19 protein-coding genes are annotated in these 17,174 nt (G+C 52.2%); 9 read left to right on the top strand and 10 right to left on the bottom strand.

The genetic code is table 11. The features are described from left to right. Positions 1–2 precede the first annotated feature (2 nt). Positions 3–614, bottom strand: coding sequence for a membrane-bound lytic murein transglycosylase EmtA (emtA, locus tag ACLD4K_RS11965; protein ID WP_000776974.1), 612 nt, complete (start codon positions 612–614; stop codon positions 3–5). A gap of 170 nt (positions 615–784) precedes the next feature. Here emtA and ldcA point away from each other — a divergent pair, with 170 nt between their 5' ends. Together ldcA and ACLD4K_RS11955 are read left to right on the top strand one after the other, a co-directional pair. Continuing rightward, positions 785–1,699: a muramoyltetrapeptide carboxypeptidase gene (gene ldcA / locus ACLD4K_RS11960; RefSeq protein WP_000051606.1), complete on the top strand. Its 915-nt coding sequence runs from the start codon at positions 785–787 to the stop codon at positions 1,697–1,699. 96 nt (positions 1,700–1,795) lie between these two features. Beyond that, entirely contained in the window at positions 1,796–3,529 is a 1,734-nt protein-coding gene (locus ACLD4K_RS11955) for a potassium/proton antiporter (RefSeq protein WP_000338376.1), read from the top strand. Positions 3,530–3,590: 61 nt separating this feature from the next. Here the strand turns inward: ACLD4K_RS11955 and dadX are convergent, their stop codons facing one another. Both dadX and ACLD4K_RS11945 read right to left on the bottom strand, forming a co-directional pair. After that, a complete protein-coding gene (dadX, locus tag ACLD4K_RS11950) occupies positions 3,591–4,661 on the bottom strand; it encodes a catabolic alanine racemase DadX (protein WP_411011918.1) in 1,071 nt (356 codons plus the stop codon). 13 nt (positions 4,662–4,674) lie between these two features. Further along, entirely contained in the window at positions 4,675–5,973 is a 1,299-nt protein-coding gene (locus tag ACLD4K_RS11945; protein WP_411011917.1) for a D-amino acid dehydrogenase, read from the bottom strand. A 322-nt stretch (positions 5,974–6,295) separates the two neighbouring features. On the opposite strand from ACLD4K_RS11945, the gene ACLD4K_RS11940 reads away from it, so the two are divergent. Continuing rightward, positions 6,296–7,828 carry a SpoVR family protein gene (locus tag ACLD4K_RS11940; protein ID WP_000190832.1) on the top strand — a complete coding sequence of 511 codons (1,533 nt, stop codon included), beginning with the start codon at positions 6,296–6,298 and terminating at the stop codon, positions 7,826–7,828. A 46-nt stretch (positions 7,829–7,874) separates the two neighbouring features. Here the strand turns inward: ACLD4K_RS11940 and fadR are convergent, their stop codons facing one another. After that, positions 7,875–8,594, bottom strand: a complete 720-nt coding sequence (fadR, locus tag ACLD4K_RS11935; RefSeq protein ID WP_000234826.1) for a fatty acid metabolism transcriptional regulator FadR — start codon at positions 8,592–8,594, stop codon at positions 7,875–7,877. Positions 8,595–8,813: 219 nt separating this feature from the next. Between fadR and nhaB the strand changes: the two genes are divergently transcribed. From nhaB to ACLD4K_RS11920, 3 genes are all read left to right on the top strand, one after another. After that, positions 8,814–10,358: a Na(+)/H(+) antiporter NhaB gene (nhaB, locus tag ACLD4K_RS11930; RefSeq protein WP_076737124.1), complete on the top strand. Its 1,545-nt coding sequence runs from the start codon at positions 8,814–8,816 to the stop codon at positions 10,356–10,358. 141 nt (positions 10,359–10,499) lie between these two features. Next, entirely contained in the window at positions 10,500–11,030 is a 531-nt protein-coding gene (dsbB, locus tag ACLD4K_RS11925) for a disulfide bond formation protein DsbB (RefSeq protein ID WP_000943475.1), read from the top strand. A 108-nt stretch (positions 11,031–11,138) separates the two neighbouring features. Next, positions 11,139–11,480, top strand: coding sequence for a DUF1971 domain-containing protein (locus tag ACLD4K_RS11920; RefSeq protein WP_000018967.1), 342 nt, complete (start codon positions 11,139–11,141; stop codon positions 11,478–11,480). A 71-nt stretch (positions 11,481–11,551) separates the two neighbouring features. On the opposite strand, the gene ACLD4K_RS11915 is transcribed toward ACLD4K_RS11920, so the two are convergent. From ACLD4K_RS11915 to ACLD4K_RS11895, 5 genes are all read right to left on the bottom strand, one after another. Further along, positions 11,552–11,725, bottom strand: a complete 174-nt coding sequence (locus ACLD4K_RS11915; RefSeq protein ID WP_001083583.1) for a GnsA/GnsB family addiction module toxin — start codon at positions 11,723–11,725, stop codon at positions 11,552–11,554. 191 nt (positions 11,726–11,916) lie between these two features. Beyond that, on the bottom strand, positions 11,917–12,054 hold the full coding sequence (locus ACLD4K_RS11910) for a hypothetical protein (protein WP_156010612.1): 138 nt from the start codon (positions 12,052–12,054) through the stop codon (positions 11,917–11,919). A 351-nt stretch (positions 12,055–12,405) separates the two neighbouring features. After that, on the bottom strand, positions 12,406–12,852 hold the full coding sequence (locus ACLD4K_RS11905) for a YcgN family cysteine cluster protein (RefSeq protein ID WP_001285703.1): 447 nt from the start codon (positions 12,850–12,852) through the stop codon (positions 12,406–12,408). A 92-nt stretch (positions 12,853–12,944) separates the two neighbouring features. Then, on the bottom strand, positions 12,945–13,604 hold the full coding sequence (locus ACLD4K_RS11900; RefSeq protein ID WP_023196939.1) for a fumarylacetoacetate hydrolase family protein: 660 nt from the start codon (positions 13,602–13,604) through the stop codon (positions 12,945–12,947). Between the two features lie 49 nt (positions 13,605–13,653). After that, entirely contained in the window at positions 13,654–13,947 is a 294-nt protein-coding gene (locus ACLD4K_RS11895) for a YcgL domain-containing protein (RefSeq protein ID WP_001537109.1), read from the bottom strand. Between the two features lie 125 nt (positions 13,948–14,072). Here ACLD4K_RS11895 and minC point away from each other — a divergent pair, with 125 nt between their 5' ends. From minC to minE, 3 genes are read left to right on the top strand one after another with little or no spacing between them, the layout of a single operon-like run. Then, positions 14,073–14,780, top strand: a complete 708-nt coding sequence (gene minC, locus ACLD4K_RS11890) for a septum site-determining protein MinC (RefSeq protein WP_411011916.1) — start codon at positions 14,073–14,075, stop codon at positions 14,778–14,780. A gap of 23 nt (positions 14,781–14,803) precedes the next feature. Further along, on the top strand, positions 14,804–15,616 hold the full coding sequence (gene minD, locus ACLD4K_RS11885) for a septum site-determining protein MinD (protein ID WP_000101047.1): 813 nt from the start codon (positions 14,804–14,806) through the stop codon (positions 15,614–15,616). A 3-nt stretch (positions 15,617–15,619) separates the two neighbouring features. Beyond that, positions 15,620–15,886: a cell division topological specificity factor MinE gene (gene minE / locus ACLD4K_RS11880; protein WP_001185666.1), complete on the top strand. Its 267-nt coding sequence runs from the start codon at positions 15,620–15,622 to the stop codon at positions 15,884–15,886. Between the two features lie 121 nt (positions 15,887–16,007). Here minE and rnd read toward each other — a convergent pair whose 3' ends face one another. Continuing rightward, positions 16,008–17,135 (bottom strand): ribonuclease D, encoded by a 1,128-nt coding sequence (rnd, locus tag ACLD4K_RS11875; protein ID WP_001109128.1) that lies wholly within the window; start codon positions 17,133–17,135, stop codon positions 16,008–16,010. Positions 17,136–17,174: the final 39 nt, after the last annotated feature.

Here is a 17,174-nt window from a genome sequence, read left to right as displayed (position 1 = left end):
AACTACATGGCGTCCAGCGCCTGCTGAAGCTTCCAGATATAGCGCGGCGCCTGCGGCGCGGGATGATTATCAACAACATGTTCAAAAAACTCGTCCGCATCCAGATCGTTAATTTTTTCTATCGCCTTCTTCCTGTCGGATGAAAAAGTACGCAATAACGCGCCTGCGCCGTTAGCATAAGAGACGACCAGCGCATATTGCATCACCTGCGGATCTTTGATGCCGGCCAGCGGCCCATTTTCCAGAATGCTCAGATACGCCGCGCCCATTGAGATGTTACGCTCAGGGTTTTTCAGCTCGCTGGTGGTCGGTTCGCCACGCCAGCCCATACGACGGTAAACGTCGCGCCCGGAGGTCGACGCCTTTAACTGCATCAGGCCAATCGCATTGGATTTACTGACCGCGTTAGGGTTGCCGCCGGATTCAATGGCGATAATCGCGGTGATTAAATGCGGATCAACCCCCCATGCCGCCCCGGCTTTTTCACTGATGGGCATCCACTGCATCGCACGCTTTACAGGCACTTCGGCATTCCACGGCGGATTCCTGTAATCCTGTTTTGAGCTACAGCCAGCCAGTATTACTACCAAAAAAGCAAACCATCTTAATTTCACGTCATCTATCCTTATAGCCGTAACTTATCTGCCGAAGAGGTCATACCGCCCCGGCCAGGCACTTAGGTTGCCTCCCTGGTGCGCATCCAGAAACGTCGCACAACGAGGGACATCGCCTAATATATGCGGCATGATATACATTTGCATTCTATTGTCAGCAAGGAATTACCATGTCTCTGTTTCATTTAATCGCCCCCTCGGGCTACTGTATTAACCAACAGGCCGCGTTACGCGGCGTTCAGCGCCTGACTGACGCGGGTCATCAGGTGGAGAATGACGAGGTGATTCGTCGCCGCTATCAGCGTTTTGCCGGTACGGACGCGGAACGGCTGGCCGATGTTAATTCGCTGGCCTCGCTAACTTCGCCGGATACGATCGTCATGCCGGTTCGCGGCGGCTATGGCGCCAGCCGATTGCTGGATCGTATCGACTGGCAGGCGCTCGCCTCCCGGCAACAGTGCGATCCCTTACTGATTTGCGGTCATAGCGATTTTACGGCGATTCAGGCTGGACTCCTGGCGCAGGCCAATGTCATCACCTTTAGCGGTCCTATGCTGGCGGCAAATTTTGGCGCCGAAACGCTGAATACGTTCACCGAGCAACATTTCTGGCTGGCGCTACGCAAGGCGCAATTTACCGTAGAGTGGCAAGGCGACGGCCCTCAGTGCGACGTACAAGGCACCTTATGGGGCGGAAATCTGGCGATGTTGATTTCCCTTATCGGTACGCCCTGGATGCCGACTATCGATAAAGGAATTTTAGTGCTGGAAGATGTCAATGAGCATCCTTTCCGAGTGGAGCGTATGCTTTTGCAACTGGAGTACGCCGGAATTTTAAACCGCCAGAGCGCCATCGTTCTCGGCAGCTTTAGCGGCGCGGCGCCCAACGAGTATGACGCCGGCTATTCTCTGGAGAGCGTCTACGCGTTTTTACGTTCCCGTCTGTCCGTTCCGCTGATTACCGGTCTCGACTTCGGGCATGAACAGCGTACGGTGACGCTCCCTATCGGGGCAAACGCGACGCTTAAAAATACGCGCCAGGGGACTCAACTCACTTTATCTGGCCATCCTACGCTGCAATTGTAAAAAAAGTCCCCGACAGGCTAAGTAAAACGCTGCCCTGGCCGTTATTATGTTAATGTTAAATAATACGAAGTCGTGTGAGTCAGGAGATATAAAACGTTGGATGCTGCAACAATTATTAGTCTATTTATTTTAGGTTCCATCCTTGTAACCAGCAGTATCCTGTTAAGTTCATTCTCATCGCGACTGGGTATCCCGATTCTGGTCATTTTCCTCGCCATTGGGATGTTAGCGGGTGTGGATGGCATTGGCGGTATTCCTTTCGATAATTATCCTTTCGCTTATATGGTCAGTAACCTGGCGCTGGCGATTATTTTACTCGATGGCGGCATGCGCACCCAGGCCAGCTCTTTCCGGGTAGCGCTGGGCCCCGCGCTGTCGCTGGCGACGCTCGGCGTGCTGATCACGTCGGGGTTAACAGGTATGATGGCCGCCTGGCTGTTTCATCTGGATCTTATCGAAGGTCTGCTTATCGGCGCGATAGTCGGTTCCACTGACGCCGCAGCGGTCTTTTCTCTGCTTGGCGGCAAAGGGCTAAACGAACGTGTAGGCTCCACGCTGGAGATCGAATCGGGAAGTAACGACCCGATGGCCGTTTTTCTGACCATTACATTAATTGAGATGATCCAGAAACATGAAACCGGTCTGGACTGGATGTTTGCCGTCCATATTATCCAGCAGTTCGGTCTCGGTATTGTTTTTGGCCTGGGCGGCGGTTACCTGCTACAGCAGATGATCAACCGTATTTCTCTGCCCAGCGGCCTGTATCCGATGCTGGCGCTCAGCGGCGGTATTCTGATTTTTGCTTTGACGACCGCGCTTGAAGGCAGCGGCATTCTCGCGGTCTATCTGTGCGGATTCCTGTTAGGAAACCGTCCGATTCGCAACCGTTACGGCATCCTGCAAAACTTTGACGGACTGGCCTGGCTGGCGCAGATCGCCATGTTCCTGGTCCTGGGACTGCTGGTGACGCCTTCCGATCTGTGGCCGATTGCCGTCCCTGCGCTTATTCTCTCTATCTGGATGATTTTCTTCGCCCGCCCATTGTCGGTGTTTACCGGCCTGCTGCCTTTTCGCGGCTTCAATCTTCGGGAGCGCATTTTCATCAGTTGGGTCGGACTGCGCGGCGCGGTGCCGATTATTCTCGCCGTTTTCCCGATGATGGCCGGGCTTGAAAACGCTCGCCTGTTCTTTAATGTCGCTTTCTTTGTGGTACTGGTGTCGCTGCTCCTGCAGGGAACATCGCTGTCATGGGCGGCGAAGAGAGCCAAAGTGGTCGTGCCTCCGGTTGGCTGGCCAGTATCGCGCGTGGGGCTTGACATCCATCCTGATAATCCGTGGGAGCAATTCATCTATCAGTTGAGCGCCGACAAATGGTGCGTCGGCGCGGCGTTGCGCGACCTGCATATGCCGAACGAAACCCGCATTGCCGCGCTATTTCGCAATAATGAACTGTTTCACCCCACGGGTAGCACTCGCCTGCAGGAAGGCGACGTACTCTGCGTGATTGGCCGGGAGCGCGATCTGCCAGCGCTGGGCAAATTGTTCAGCCAGTCGCCGCCGGTTTCGTTAGATCAGCGTTTCTTTGGCGATTTTATCCTCGAAGCGAATGCGAAATTCGCCGACGTGGCGCTTATCTACGGGCTGGAGGAAGGAACGGAATACCGGGATAAACAACAAACCCTGGGTGAAATCATACAGCAACTGCTGGGCGCTGCGCCGGTCGTCGGCGATCAGGTGGAGTTTGGCGGCATGATTTGGACGGTAGCTGAAAAAGAAGATAACGTGGTACGCAAGATTGGGGTACGCGTCGCCGAAGACGAAGCAGAATAAGGTCGCCGGACAACGTCGACCCGCCCCCGGTGGACCGGTCGACGCCTTAGCCTGAGTTAGGTTACGTTGTCACAAACGGCACGCGCGGCGCTACGGCGCACAGTAGCTCATAGCCCAGCGTGCCTGCCGCAGAGGCGACATCATCGACCTTAATTTCTTTGCCCCATAATTCAACCGGCGTGCCGATTCCCGCCTGCGGACACGGCGTCAAATCCACCGCCAGCATATCCATTGAAACGGTGCCTACTGTTCTGGTACGGATACCGTCCACCAGCACGGGCGTCCCGGTCGGCGCATGGCGTGGATAGCCATCGGCATAACCCGCCGCGACGATGCCAATGCGTTGTTCCTGAGTCACAGAATACCCTCCGCCATAGCCTACCCTTTCACCCGTACTCAGCGTCTGCACGCCAATAATTTCGCTACTCAGCGTCATCACGGGTTTTAGTCCGGTATCGGCAATATCCTGCCACTCTCCTGACGGCGACGCGCCGTACAAAATAATGCCCGGCCTGACCCAGTCATAATGCGCCTGGGGATGCCACAGCGTCGCTGCCGAATTTGATAACGAGTATGCACACTGCAGACCTTCTGTCGCCAGCGCAATACGCCTCATCGCCTCCCCGATACCTTCCGGATGATCGGCCTGAGCAAAATGTGACATCAGGGTCATTTCACCGACATTGCGCATTGCCCGCAATTGCTGCCAGACGGTCTGCGCCCGCTCAGGCTGAAAACCGAGTCGGTTCATGCCGCTGTTGACTTTGACATAGATATCCAGCGGCGCGTTAAGCCGCGCATTTTGCAGCGCTTTCAACTGCCAGTTACTGTGGATGCAGGTGGTCAGCCGATAAGCGTCATACGCCTCCAGGTCTTGCGCATGGAAAAACCCCTCCAGCATCAATATCGGCCCTTTCCATCCGCGCTCACGTAGGGTAATCGCCTCTTCAAGGTTGAGCATAGCGAAACCATCTGTGGCGCCCAGCGCGCTCCAGACGCGTTCAATACCGTGGCCGTAGGCGTTGGCTTTCACTACCGACCAGACGCGCGCCTCTGGGGCCGCCCGGCGCACAATAGCCAAATTTTGTTTCATTACCTGTAAATCAAGGCTGGCCTGTATAGGGCGGGTCATTTCACTTCCTTTATCAGTTATGCGCGCTATGCAAACGTTGCGGGCGGGTGGGCATAAAATCGGAACGGTATCGCGCCACGCTCAGATCGTCGTAGGGTATCGCTGGCGTACGACCCGACAAGATATCGCTTAACAACTGGCCTGAACCGCAGGCCATCGTCCAGCCTAATGTGCCGTGTCCAGTATTAAGCCACAGATTTTTATAACGGGTGCGTCCTACTACCGGCGTGCCGTCCGGCGTCATGGGGCGCAGGCCGGTCCAGAATGTGGCCTGCTCAATATGACCGCCGCGCGGAAAGAGATCGCGCACAACCATCTCCAGCGTCTCGCGGCGCGGTTGCAGTAAGTCGGTATTAAAGCCCACGATTTCCGCCATTCCCCCCACGCGAATACGCTTATCAAAACGCGTAATAGCGATTTTGTAGGTTTCATCAAGAATCGTCGATACCGGCGCGCCGTCTGGCTCGACGATTGGGATGGTTAATGAATAGCCTTTCAGCGGATACACCGGAATATCAACAATGCCTTTAAGCATCGCCGTCGAATACGATCCAAACGCCATGACATACGCATCTGCTTTAATGATCTCATCGGCGCATTTCACGCCGTAAATCTGTTCATTTTCGTACAGTAATTTTTCCACGGGAGTATTAAAGCGAAAGGTTACGCCCGCCTGCTCCGCCATGCGTGCCAGACGCTGGGTAAAGAGCTGACAGTCCCCGGTTTCATCATTCGGTAAGCGCAGCCCGCCGGTTAATTTATGCGCAACCTCAGCCAGAGCGGGTTCAACCTCCGCCAGTCGGCTGGCTTCCAGGAGCTGATACGGCACCCCGGCATCTTCCAGCACGGCGATATCACGGGTGGCGTTCTCATACTGTTGCTCGGTGCGAAAGAGCTGCAGCGTTCCCCCCTGGCGGCCTTCATACTCGATACCGGTCACGGCGCGTAGCGTTTTCAGACAGTCGCGGCTATATTCCGCCAGGCGCACCATGCGGCCTTTATTTTCCATATAATGCCGGGTATCGCAGTTACGCAGCATTTGCCACATCCACTTCAGTTGAAATGGGGTGCCATCCAGACGCACCGCCAGCGGCGCATGGCGCTGGAACATCCATTTTATCGCCTTCAACGGTACGCCAGGGGCCGCCCAGGGCGCCGCATATCCCGGTGAAATTTGTCCGGCATTCGCCGCGCTGGTTTCTTGCGCCGGGCCGGATTCGCGATCGATGACGGTGACATCATGCCCCGCCTGACTCAAATACCAGGCGCTGGTCACGCCAACTACGCCACTCCCCAGGATGACAACTCGCATAGCCACTCCGTTAATAGTAAAAGAACAATCTTCTGATTACATCTTGATAACTCAGATGAAAACATTATTCAACATATGACTTTTTTATGGTGACGTGCTTCACATATACCCTAAAGGCAAGCGATCCCACTGGTTTGGGATCTCCTGCTACGCGGCATGGCTATACAGCATAAAATGATGCCAATACCCGTTTTTTTGGCGTTCAGAGTGGAGGAAATCGCAAAGAAAAGTTTTCACGATCAAGTCGTTTTTTAACATGGTGTTCTATGCTTGAAAGGAGGCGCTCCATACAGAGAGCGTCGCCAACAATGAGGGTGCGCGAATGGCAACGATTGATTCCATGAACAAGGACACCACACGTTTGAGCGATGGACCCGACTGGACATTTGATCTGCTGGATGTCTATCTGGCAGAGATAGACCGCGTGGCGAAACTCTACCAACTGGATACTTACCCGCACCAAATTGAAGTCATCACTTCCGAACAGATGATGGACGCCTACTCCAGCGTCGGGATGCCGATCAACTATCCGCACTGGTCGTTTGGCAAAAAGTTCATTGAGACGGAACGTCTGTATAAGCATGGTCAACAAGGACTGGCTTATGAAATTGTGATCAACTCTAATCCCTGCATTGCCTACCTGATGGAAGAGAACACCATCACCATGCAAGCGCTGGTCATGGCGCACGCCTGTTACGGCCACAACTCCTTTTTTAAAAATAATTATCTCTTCCGGAGCTGGACGGATGCCAGCTCTATCGTCGACTACCTGATTTTCGCCCGAAATTACATTACCCGCTGTGAAGAACGCTACGGAGTGGATGAAGTAGAAAAACTGCTCGACTCCTGCCACGCGCTGATGAATTACGGCGTCGATCGCTATAAGCGCCCGCAGAAAATCTCGTTGCAGGAAGAGAAAGCGCGACAAAAAAGCCGGGAAGAGTATCTACAAAGCCAGGTGAATATGCTGTGGCGCACGCTGCCAAAACGCGAGGAAGAAAAAACTGTCGCCGAAGCACGCCGCTTTCCCGCTGAACCGCAGGAAAACCTGCTCTATTTTATGGAGAAAAACGCCCCGTTGCTCGAGCCGTGGCAGCGCGAAATTCTGCGCATCGTGCGTAAAGTCAGCCAGTATTTTTATCCGCAGAAACAGACGCAGGTCATGAACGAGGGCTGGGCGACCTTCTGGCACTACACCATCCTGAACCATCTGTATGATGAAGGCAAAGTGACGGAACGCTTTATGCTGGAGTTTTTACACAGCCATACCAATGTCGTATTTCAGCCGCCCTATAATAGCCCCTGGTATAGCGGAATTAACCCCTATGCGCTCGGCTTTGCCATGTTCCAGGATATCAAGCGTATTTGTCAGTCGCCCACGGATGAAGATAAATACTGGTTTCCGGATATTGCTGGTTCCGACTGGCTGGAAACGCTGCACTTCGCCATGCGCGATTTTAAAGATGAAAGCTTTATCAGCCAGTTCCTGTCGCCAAAAGTGATGCGTGATTTCCGTTTTTTCACGGTACTTGATGATGACAGGCATAATTATCTGGAGATCTCCGCCATTCATAACGAAGAAGGTTATCGGGAGATTCGATCAAAACTGTCGTCACAGTATAACCTGAGCAACCTGGAGCCGAATATTCAGGTCTGGAATGTGGATTTACGCGGCGACAGATCGCTGACGTTGCGTTATATCCCGCATAACCGCGCGCCGCTGGATAAAGGCCGCAAAGAGGTGCTGAAACATGTGCATCGGTTATGGGGCTTTGATGTGATGCTGGAGCAACAAAATGAAGATGGCAGCGTAGAACTGCTGGAGCGTTGTCCGCCGCGGATGAACACGCTGTAATCGAGATGCTGCCCGGTAGTGTTTGCGCTTACCGGGCATCGCGGGATTATCGTCCCTGAATCGCTAAATCGCCGGGCAGATTTTTCTGCATCCGATGCCAAATCTCGCCGCTGTCATGCCCGTAACGCCGCACCGTTTCATACACCTGGTCGTGCGCGCCCTGCTCGCATAACGACGATAATTTATGATAGAAACCCAGTGCCAGACTGCGCGCTTCCGGATTGGCGAAATAGTGGCGACCAATGCGGGTGTATAACCCTTTCATGCCGTTCAGGATCAAGCCGTAAATAGGATTGCCGGAGGCAAATGCCAGACCACGAAAGATGTTATAGTCCAGATCGGCGAATGCATCGGCATGGTCGGCCACTTCGTGGGCAGTGGCCAGCACTTCCTGCGCCTTATCCGGGTGTTGACGCAACGCGGTGCGAATAAAGATAGTAGAAATATTGGTACGCACCGACAACAAATTGTCGATCAGTTGCGGAACGCTTTCATGATCAAGGCGGGCCAGCGTTTCAAGGATATTCAGCCCTGACGTTTCCCAAAAATTATTAACCTTTGTCGGTTTGCCATGCTGAATGGTCAACCAGCCATCTCGCGCCAGCCGCTGTAACACTTCGCGTAATGTCGTGCGCGTCACGCCGATCAGTTCGGAGAGTTCTCGTTCTGCCGGTAAGATCGTGCCCGGAGGAAAGCGGTTATTCCAGATACTTTCAATAATATACTCTTCCGCGAAACCCGCCGGGCTCTGCGCCTTAATGACCATAGTGAGATTTCCATTACACAGCAAAACATAGTTGTACTCATCATACCAGACGGGCGTAACACCTGATAGCGGACGCAATGAAGAAAAAGGGGATCAAGGCACCATTTCTGATATTGCCTGCCAATATCGTTAAGGACTTGCTTGCATTCGTCGCGCTCGCTACTCTCTGTGTTTAAACATAAAAACGCTATTTCATTTTTCTAGGTAAGGAAAAATTTCATGGAGATCTCATGGGGTCGCGCCATGTGGCGCAACTTTTTAGGCCAGTCGCCCGACTGGTACAAACTGGCACTACTTGTCTTTTTAATTGTTAACCCATTCATTTTCTTAGCTAATCCCTTTATTGCCGGTTGGCTGCTGGTGGCAGAGTTTATCTTCACCCTGGCGATGGCGTTAAAGTGTTATCCCCTGCTGCCCGGCGGGTTACTGGCCATTGAAGCCGTCATCATCGGCATGACCAGCGCCGCCCATGTACGTGAAGAGGTTGCCGCCAACCTGGAAGTCTTGCTGCTGCTGATGTTTATGGTGGCAGGCATCTACTTTATGAAGCAATTATTGCTGTTTATTTTTACCCGTCTGTTACTCAGTATCCGCTCGAAGATGGTTCTGTCGCTGGCCTTTTGCGTCGCCGCCGCGTTCTTGTCAGCTTTCCTTGACGCGCTTACCGTCGTTGCGGTGGTGATCAGCGTCGCCGTCGGTTTTTACGGAATTTACCATCGTGTGGCCTCATCGCGCGGCGAAGAGAACGATATGCTGGACGACAGCCATATCGATCCGCATTACAAAACGGTGCTGGAGCAATTCCGCGGATTCTTGCGTAGCCTGATGATGCATGCAGGCGTGGGGACGGCGCTGGGCGGCGTCATGACCATGGTCGGGGAGCCGCAAAACCTGATCATCGCTAAAGCGGCTGGCTGGCATTTCGGCGACTTCTTTTTACGGATGTCGCCTGTCACCGTCCCGGTACTGGTATGTGGACTGTTAACCTGTATGCTGGTCGAGAAAATGCGCTGGTTTGGCTATGGCGAAACGTTGCCCGAAAAAGTCCGCGACGTCTTGCAGCAATTCGACGATCAAAGCCGTAAGAAGCGCACCCGCCAGGATAAAATTAAACTAATAGTCCAGGCAATTATTGGCGTCTGGCTGGTTACCGCCCTCGCCCTCCATCTCGCGGAGGTGGGGCTGATTGGTCTGTCGGTTATTATTCTGGCCACCGCGTTAACGGGTGTCACCGATGAACACGCCATCGGCAAAGCGTTTACCGAGTCGCTGCCGTTTACTGCGCTGTTAACCGTTTTCTTCTCCATTGTGGCGGTTATTATCGATCAACATCTTTTCGCGCCGATTATTCAGTTTGTCTTGCAAGCCTCTGAACACGCGCAGCTAACGCTGTTCTATCTCTTTAACGGCCTGTTGTCTTCCATCTCAGATAACGTCTTTGTCGGCACCATTTATATCAACGAAGCGAAGGCGGCAATGGAAAACGGCGCTATCAGCTTAAAACAGTTTGAGCTGTTAGCCGTGGCCATCAATACCGGTACTAACCTGCCATCGGTAGCGACGCCAAATGGTCAGGCGGCATTCTTATTCCTGCTGACCTCCGCGCTGGCGCCGTTAATCCGTCTCTCCTATGGCCGTATGGTCTGGATGGCGTTACCGTACACTATCGTACTGACCCTGATAGGGCTACTGTGCGTCGAATTCACTCTTGCGCCGGTCACCGAATGGATGACTCAGGCAGGATGGTTAGCAACGCTTTCGTAACGTTTGGCCGGGCAATACACCGCCCGGCTCCGATTTTTGCCTGATAATTATCCAATTACACATTATTTCATTTCCCGCTAGTGGCGCATGAATTGAATTGGTTTACACTGCGGTCTCTACGCATGTTGCAGGGAAATTATTATGTTGCGATTTTTAAACCAGTGCTCACGGGGTCGGGGCGCATGGTTACTGATGGCGTTTACCGCCCTGGCGCTGGAAATGGTGGCGCTGTGGTTCCAGCACGTCATGTTACTTAAACCTTGCGTGCTATGTATTTACGAACGTTGCGCCCTGTTTGGCGTGATGGGCGCGGGTCTGGTCGGCGCAATAGCGCCGAAAACGCCGCTGCGATACGTGGCAATGGTTATCTGGATTTACAGCGCCTGGCGGGGTCTACAACTGGCGTATGAACATACGATGATTCAGTTGCATCCCTCGCCGTTCATGACCTGTGACTTTATGGCGCGCTTTCCAGACTGGTTGCCGTTGGGTAAATGGCTGCCGCAGGTGTTTGTGGCATCCGGTGATTGCGCCGAACGCCAGTGGTCGTTTTTAACGCTGGAGATGCCGCAATGGCTGTTGGGGATCTTTGCCGCTTACCTTGTGGTGGCGATAGCCGTCGTCATAGCCCAGGCATTTAAGCCTAAAAAACGCGACCTGTTCGGTCGTTGATACACACGCTCCTTCGGGAGCGTTTTTTTTGCCCGAAGCGTTGTTTGCCAGTGATTAAAAGGTGTATATTAAATACATCTTTTAATCACCACATCAGGGAGATGTCTTATGTCCCACTTACGCATCCCGGCAAACTGGAAAGTTAAACGCTCTACCCCCTTTTTCACCAAAGAGAATGTTCCGGCGGCACTGCTCTCTCATCACAACACAGCGGCAGGCGTTTTCGGACAACTCTGCGTGATGGAAGGCACCGTGACCTACTATGGCTTTGCGAATGAAACCGCGACAGAACCCGAAGTGAAAGTGGTGATTAATGCCGGGCAATTCGCCACCAGTCCGCCGCAATACTGGCATCGGGTAGAGCTGAGCGATGATGCGCGGTTCAACATTCATTTTTGGGTAGAGGAAGACCATCAGGGCGAGGAAATGTATCAACAGAAAAAAGCCTGACATCGGTAAATCCGTCACCACTGGGCGGCGTCCCGCCCAGTAGCCAGGTGATTAATGGCGCTAATTAAACGCTAGAGTAGTTTAATTTTAACGTGGTATCCCTCAAGCCCTTTCATCGTTTCTCGCGGCACGAACTCTATTTCGGAAACCTCTTGCCCGGTTTTCTTCCGTAGTTCGGCGACCTTTTTGCTAATGAGTGCCGCGATTTCCTCTTCTGCTTTATGTGTCAACTCTTCGCTGTTCATTGATTTCCTCCTTTGAACTCGCAAACGGCTAAGCGCAATAAGACAGTGTCGTCATGGACGCGCTACTATTTTAACGTACAAAAAATTATAGGCTATCTTTCTGAGGATTATCAGGATGTTTCGCTTTAGAAGATGCAAAAAACCGCCTGGCACAGACGGTGCCTCAGGCGGTTGGTTAATAGCACAAGACGCTATCTACGAGGATCTTCAACCTCATTCTGGGTATCCGGGTCGAGAGGATCGTCTCCCTCTGGCGTATCCGGAATATTTTCACCAGGAAGCTGCTCATCCTCTGGTAATGGATCGACTAAATCAGGACGTTCAGACATAAAGCCTCCAACGAACCATAGTTATTAAAGATACCCTACAGCACTACTTTTGGTTTTTCTTTGGATTTTTTCCTTCGTCTTCGGGTGTCTTATCAGGCTTCCTGGGCTGATCCTTTGAAACGCGCAACGGTTGGTTATTCATGGGGTAACTCCTCAGGATAGGCAGCGATATACTGCTTTGAAAGTATAGAGTCGCCGCCATACGTGCGCGAGCGCAGCGACAAGGCGCGTCAGGGAAGAATAGAAGGCGGTGATAACGCCAGGTGACGGAATTTGCACGTAATTCCTGGTTTCAGGGGTCGCCCGGCGTAAATTAAAGAATTGTAAACAATCAGCCGTTTTGCCGAAGACTTATTCTGCCCACGACGGTTTATTTAAAATATGATCCTGCCAGTCCCGTACTTCAGATTCTTTAACCGCGATATGACGGACAGAAATTCGCTCGCCATGCATAGCGGCTTTCGATCCAGTCAGCAGCGGATGCCACGTCGGCAAGGGCTTACCTTCCGCTAACAAACGGTAGGCGCAGGTCATCGGCAACCATTCAAAGTCTGGCAAGTTTTCGCGAGTGAGTTTGATACAGTCGGGTTCAAATTCAAAACGGCGTTCATAATGACGGCACTGGCACGTTTTGATATTTAATTGCCTGCACGCCACGTTGGTGAAGTAGATTTCATCTGTATCTTCATCCATCAGCTTATGCAGGCAGCATTGACCGCAGCCATCGCACAGCGACTCCCACTCGGCATCGGTCATTTCATCCAGGGTTTTACGTTGCCAGAAAGGTGTATCGCTCATTAAAGTATCCGCCATTGCACTAAAGCTGCACCTTATAACCAGTCTGGCCTGCAGATGCAAGTTTTACCGCCGCTGAAGGCGGCAAGCAGATTTTACAGAACGCGGGTAGACAACGTTTCGCCATTAAAACGAATGTCCAGCTCATCGCCGCTTAATAATGGCCCCACGCCTGCCGGCGTGCCGGTTAGCACCACGTCCCCGGCTTTGAGCGTAAAATAGCGGCTCATATAGGCGATAAGAGGCACAATAGGATGAATCATATCCGCGGTCGACCCTTGCTGGCGAACCTCGCCATTAACGTTAAGTCCGATAAGCGTATTTTGCGGATCGCCGCAGAAGGCCGCGACAGGAATGAAGCCTGAAATCGGACATGCGTTATCAAAACCTTTGGCCTTTTCCCAGGGCTGTCCGGCCTTTTTCATTTTCCCTTGAATATCGCGCAGGGTTAAATCAAGCGCCACGCCATAACCGGCTATCGCTTTACGTACATGATCTTCGGTCGCCTGGCGGAGCGTTGCGCCAATCAACACGGCAAGCTCAACTTCATGATGAACAGCGCCCATATCCGCCGGAATCGCCAGCGGCTGACGAATATCACACAATGCGGTTTCCGGCTTGATAAAAAGCACGGGTTCTTCCGGCGTCGCGCTGCCCATCTCCTTGATGTGATTTGCGTAATTACTGCCCACGCAGACCACTTTACTTACCGGGTAATCAAGCAAGGCACCTTGCCAGTTACGATGTTGATACATATTTTCCCCTAAGATCATGATGGAATTCAGGCGCGGCGCCGAATACCGTTTAACGGTCAGCGTGCGACGTATTTTGTCCTACCGAAGAAAGATGTTGTTTCAGCAAATCTTCCGGCGGCGGCGGCAATTGTAAATAATAGCCCTGCTCGCTTAACGCCTGTTTTACTTTTTCGAGCTCGGCATTGACTAATTTTTTACGTCCATCAAGCGGCAGCATCATCGCTAACTGCGGCTGACCGAATCCTTTCATCAATGCTTCAGGCACCCGCGAAAAATCGTCTTTTTTTTCGACATACAAATAGGTTTGATCGCGCTTGCTACTTCTATAGATCACACAAAACATACTTTTACTCTGAATTAACGGGATGGTGACTTGCCTCAATATAATACTGACTATAACATGCCTTCTGGACTTCGGAATATCACTCCGTATCGGAGATGATAAATAGCAAATTGAGTAAGGCCAGGATGTCAAACACGCCAATCGAGCTTAAAGGCAGTAGCTTCACCTTATCAGTGGTTCATTTGCATGAAGCGGAACCAGAGGTTATTCGTCAGGCGTTAGAAGACAAAATAGCGCAGGCTCCTGCGTTTTTAAAACACGCCCCTGTCGTTATTAACGTTAGCGGTCTTGAAAGCCCGGTAAACTGGCCGGAACTGCATAAGATCGTGACCTCAACCGGCTTACGCATTATCGGCGTGAGCGGCTGTAAAGACGCCAGCCTGAAAGTAGAAATCGATCGGATGGGTCTTCCTTTACTGACTGAAGGTAAAGAGAAAGCGGTTCGGCCTGCGCCCGTTGAGCCGGCAACGCCCAGCAAACCGCCGCAAAACGCTAATCCCATCACAAAAACGCGATTAATTGATGTTCCGGTTCGTTCCGGTCAGCGCATTTATGCTCCACAATGTGATCTGATTGTTACAAGTCACGTCAGCGCTGGCGCAGAGCTTATCGCTGACGGCAATATCCATGTCTATGGCATGATGAGAGGTCGCGCGCTGGCAGGGGCGAGCGGCGATCGGGAAGCGCAAATTTTTTGTACCCATCTGACGGCAGAACTGGTCTCTATCGCAGGTGTTTACTGGCTGAGTGATAAAATCCCGGCAGAATTTTATGGCAAAGCGGCGCGCCTGCGTTTAGCAGACAACGCTTTGACAGTTCAACCGTTGAATTGATCCCTTTTTAACAAGGAATTTTTATGGCACGCATTATTGTTGTTACTTCGGGTAAAGGGGGCGTTGGCAAGACCACCTCCAGCGCGGCCATCGCTACAGGTTTGGCCCAGAAGGGAAAGAAAACTGTCGTCATTGATTTTGATATCGGACTGCGTAACCTCGATCTGATTATGGGGTGCGAACGTCGTGTCGTTTACGATTTTGTAAACGTCATTCAGGGCGATGCGACACTGAATCAGGCGCTGATCAAAGATAAGCGTACTGAAAATCTCTTCATTCTTCCGGCGTCGCAGACCCGGGATAAAGACGCGCTAACGCGCGAAGGCGTCGCTAAGGTACTGGACTCACTGAAAGCGATGGACTTTGAGTTCATCGTTTGCGACTCGCCGGCGGGTATCGAAACCGGGGCGCTGATGGCGCTCTATTTTGCCGATGAAGCGATCATTACGACCAACCCGGAAGTCTCTTCTGTCCGTGACTCGGACCGTATTCTGGGTATTCTGGCATCGAAATCTCGTCGCGCAGAAAATGGCGAAGAACCGATTAAAGAACATCTCCTGTTGACGCGCTACAATCCAGGCCGCGTAAATAAAGGCGACATGCTCAGCATGGAAGATGTACTGGAGATTCTGCGTATTAAACTCGTCGGGGTGATCCCGGAAGATCAATCCGTACTGCGCGCATCTAACCAGGGCGAACCGGTGATTCTTGACGCCACTGCGGATGCGGGTAAAGCCTATGCAGATACCGTAGATCGTCTGTTGGGAGAAGAACGTCCTTTCCGCTTCATTGAAGAAGAGAAGAAAGGTTTCCTCAAACGCCTGTTCGGAGGATAAATTATGGCATTACTGGATTTTTTTCTCTCGCGGAAAAAGAGTACCGCTAATATTGCAAAAGAGCGGTTGCAAATCATTGTCGCGGAACGTCGCCGTAGCGATGCCGAACCGCATTATTTACCGCAGTTACGTAAAGATATTCTTGAGGTCATTTGTAAATACGTACAAATCGATCCGGAAATGGTTACCGTCCAGCTTGAGCAAAAAGATGGTGATATCTCCATCCTTGAACTTAACGTAACGCTGCCGGAAGCCGAAGAGTCAAAATAAGCTCTTTTATGGGAAAATTCCTGGATTAAAAAAGGCAGATTCTTCTGCCTTTTTTATTTTTTTACATTATTCCGAATACGGACATTTATTTCACTGGCCGTTTTCCCGGCAATTACCGTCGTTAACGCGGATACTCCTGCAACAGAAGAGTTAACTTCTCCGCCATCAGTTCGGCACGCCAGCCGGAAATCAATTCCGGTTGCCCATTTTGCGGTTTTAATTTCCAGTGCCAGTTAAGCAACTGATTAATCTGCCGACGCGATGCCAGTAGCTCGCCGCTGACGTGATGCGACGCGCTCACCTCCGCCACCAGCGCTTTGATGGCCTTAAACGCTTTGCGATAGCCCGGCATGTCCATCAGATTCAACAGGGGTTCCGGCAATGCCTCTTCCGGTAACGCCTGTGCTTTCGCCACCAGCGATATCAACGTCTTGCCGTGAAAACGAATCTCGCTGCCGGAAAGCCCCAGGCTATCCAGCTCACCGAGACTGCCCGGCATATAACGCGCGACCGCCCACAGGTTTTCTTCACGCACAACAAAGTTCACCGCCATATCGCGCTCACGCGCCTTACGCAGCCGCCAGTCAGCTAAAAGTTGTAGACAGGCTAACTGGCGGGTACGCAGTTGCCAGGCATTGGTGATATCCCGCCATGCCTCTTCCGGCGCCTGAATCTCCTGACGGCGCTGCTGCATCAATCGGCACTCATCAAGCGCGGCAGGCAGCCATCCTGCGGCTTCAGTTTCAATCATCAGCTTTTTGGCGATCGGTAACAGATACCAGACATCCGCCGCCGCGTATTCACACTGACGTTCGCTTAAAGGCCGGGCTAACCAGTCGGTACGCGACTCGCTTTTATCCAGCGCCACGCCCGTATACTCTTCTACCATCGACGCAAACCCCCACGACAGCGGGCGCCCGCAAAACGCTGCCAGAATTTGCGTATCAATCAGGGGTTCCGGCAGTTCGCCAAACGCATTCAGAAATACTTCCAGATCTTCGCTACCCGCGTGCAGAAATTTGGTGATTCCCGTATCGCGCAGCACCGCTTTTAACGGCGACCAGTCGCTGATGCCGAGCGGATCGATCAGGGCGACATTTGCCCCGTCAAATAACTGGATCAATCCTAACTGCGGGTAATAGGTGCGGGTACGGACAAATTCCGTATCTAAAGCAATAGCCGGACATGCGCGGACAGCCTCACACAGGCTCGCCAGCGCATCGTCCGTTTCAATCATTTGGTAATTCAAATCGTGTTCTCTTAGGTTCGCGCCAAAAAAAACGCCGGC

The organism is Salmonella sp. 741265055_HSA (genome assembly GCF_046569525.1).
In the GTDB taxonomy this organism is placed as follows: domain Bacteria; phylum Pseudomonadota; class Gammaproteobacteria; order Enterobacterales; family Enterobacteriaceae; genus Salmonella; species Salmonella enterica.
This window is presented reverse-complemented; position numbering and strand designations above follow the sequence as displayed.

What these genes read in the sequence shown, in the direction of transcription:
- ldcA (WP_000051606.1), top strand. Translation starts at nt 785, where the DNA reads ATGTCTCTGTTTCATTTAATCGCCCCCTCGGGCTACTGTATTAACCAA.
- dadX (WP_411011918.1), bottom strand. Translation starts at nt 4,661, where the DNA reads ATGACCCGCCCTATACAGGCCAGCCTTGATTTACAGGTAATGAAACAA.
- ACLD4K_RS11945 (WP_411011917.1), bottom strand. Translation starts at nt 5,973, where the DNA reads ATGCGAGTTGTCATCCTGGGGAGTGGCGTAGTTGGCGTGACCAGCGCC.
- ACLD4K_RS11940 (WP_000190832.1), top strand. Translation starts at nt 6,296, where the DNA reads ATGGCAACGATTGATTCCATGAACAAGGACACCACACGTTTGAGCGAT.
- fadR (WP_000234826.1), bottom strand. Translation starts at nt 8,594, where the DNA reads ATGGTCATTAAGGCGCAGAGCCCGGCGGGTTTCGCGGAAGAGTATATT.
- nhaB (WP_076737124.1), top strand. Translation starts at nt 8,814, where the DNA reads ATGGAGATCTCATGGGGTCGCGCCATGTGGCGCAACTTTTTAGGCCAG.
- dsbB (WP_000943475.1), top strand. Translation starts at nt 10,500, where the DNA reads ATGTTGCGATTTTTAAACCAGTGCTCACGGGGTCGGGGCGCATGGTTA.
- ACLD4K_RS11920 (WP_000018967.1), top strand. Translation starts at nt 11,139, where the DNA reads ATGTCCCACTTACGCATCCCGGCAAACTGGAAAGTTAAACGCTCTACC.
- ACLD4K_RS11915 (WP_001083583.1), bottom strand. Translation starts at nt 11,725, where the DNA reads ATGAACAGCGAAGAGTTGACACATAAAGCAGAAGAGGAAATCGCGGCA.
- ACLD4K_RS11910 (WP_156010612.1), bottom strand. Translation starts at nt 12,054, where the DNA reads ATGTCTGAACGTCCTGATTTAGTCGATCCATTACCAGAGGATGAGCAG.
- ACLD4K_RS11905 (WP_001285703.1), bottom strand. Translation starts at nt 12,852, where the DNA reads ATGAGCGATACACCTTTCTGGCAACGTAAAACCCTGGATGAAATGACC.
- ACLD4K_RS11900 (WP_023196939.1), bottom strand. Translation starts at nt 13,604, where the DNA reads ATGTATCAACATCGTAACTGGCAAGGTGCCTTGCTTGATTACCCGGTA.
- ACLD4K_RS11895 (WP_001537109.1), bottom strand. Translation starts at nt 13,947, where the DNA reads ATGTTTTGTGTGATCTATAGAAGTAGCAAGCGCGATCAAACCTATTTG.
- minC (WP_411011916.1), top strand. Translation starts at nt 14,073, where the DNA reads ATGTCAAACACGCCAATCGAGCTTAAAGGCAGTAGCTTCACCTTATCA.
- minD (WP_000101047.1), top strand. Translation starts at nt 14,804, where the DNA reads ATGGCACGCATTATTGTTGTTACTTCGGGTAAAGGGGGCGTTGGCAAG.
- minE (WP_001185666.1), top strand. Translation starts at nt 15,620, where the DNA reads ATGGCATTACTGGATTTTTTTCTCTCGCGGAAAAAGAGTACCGCTAAT.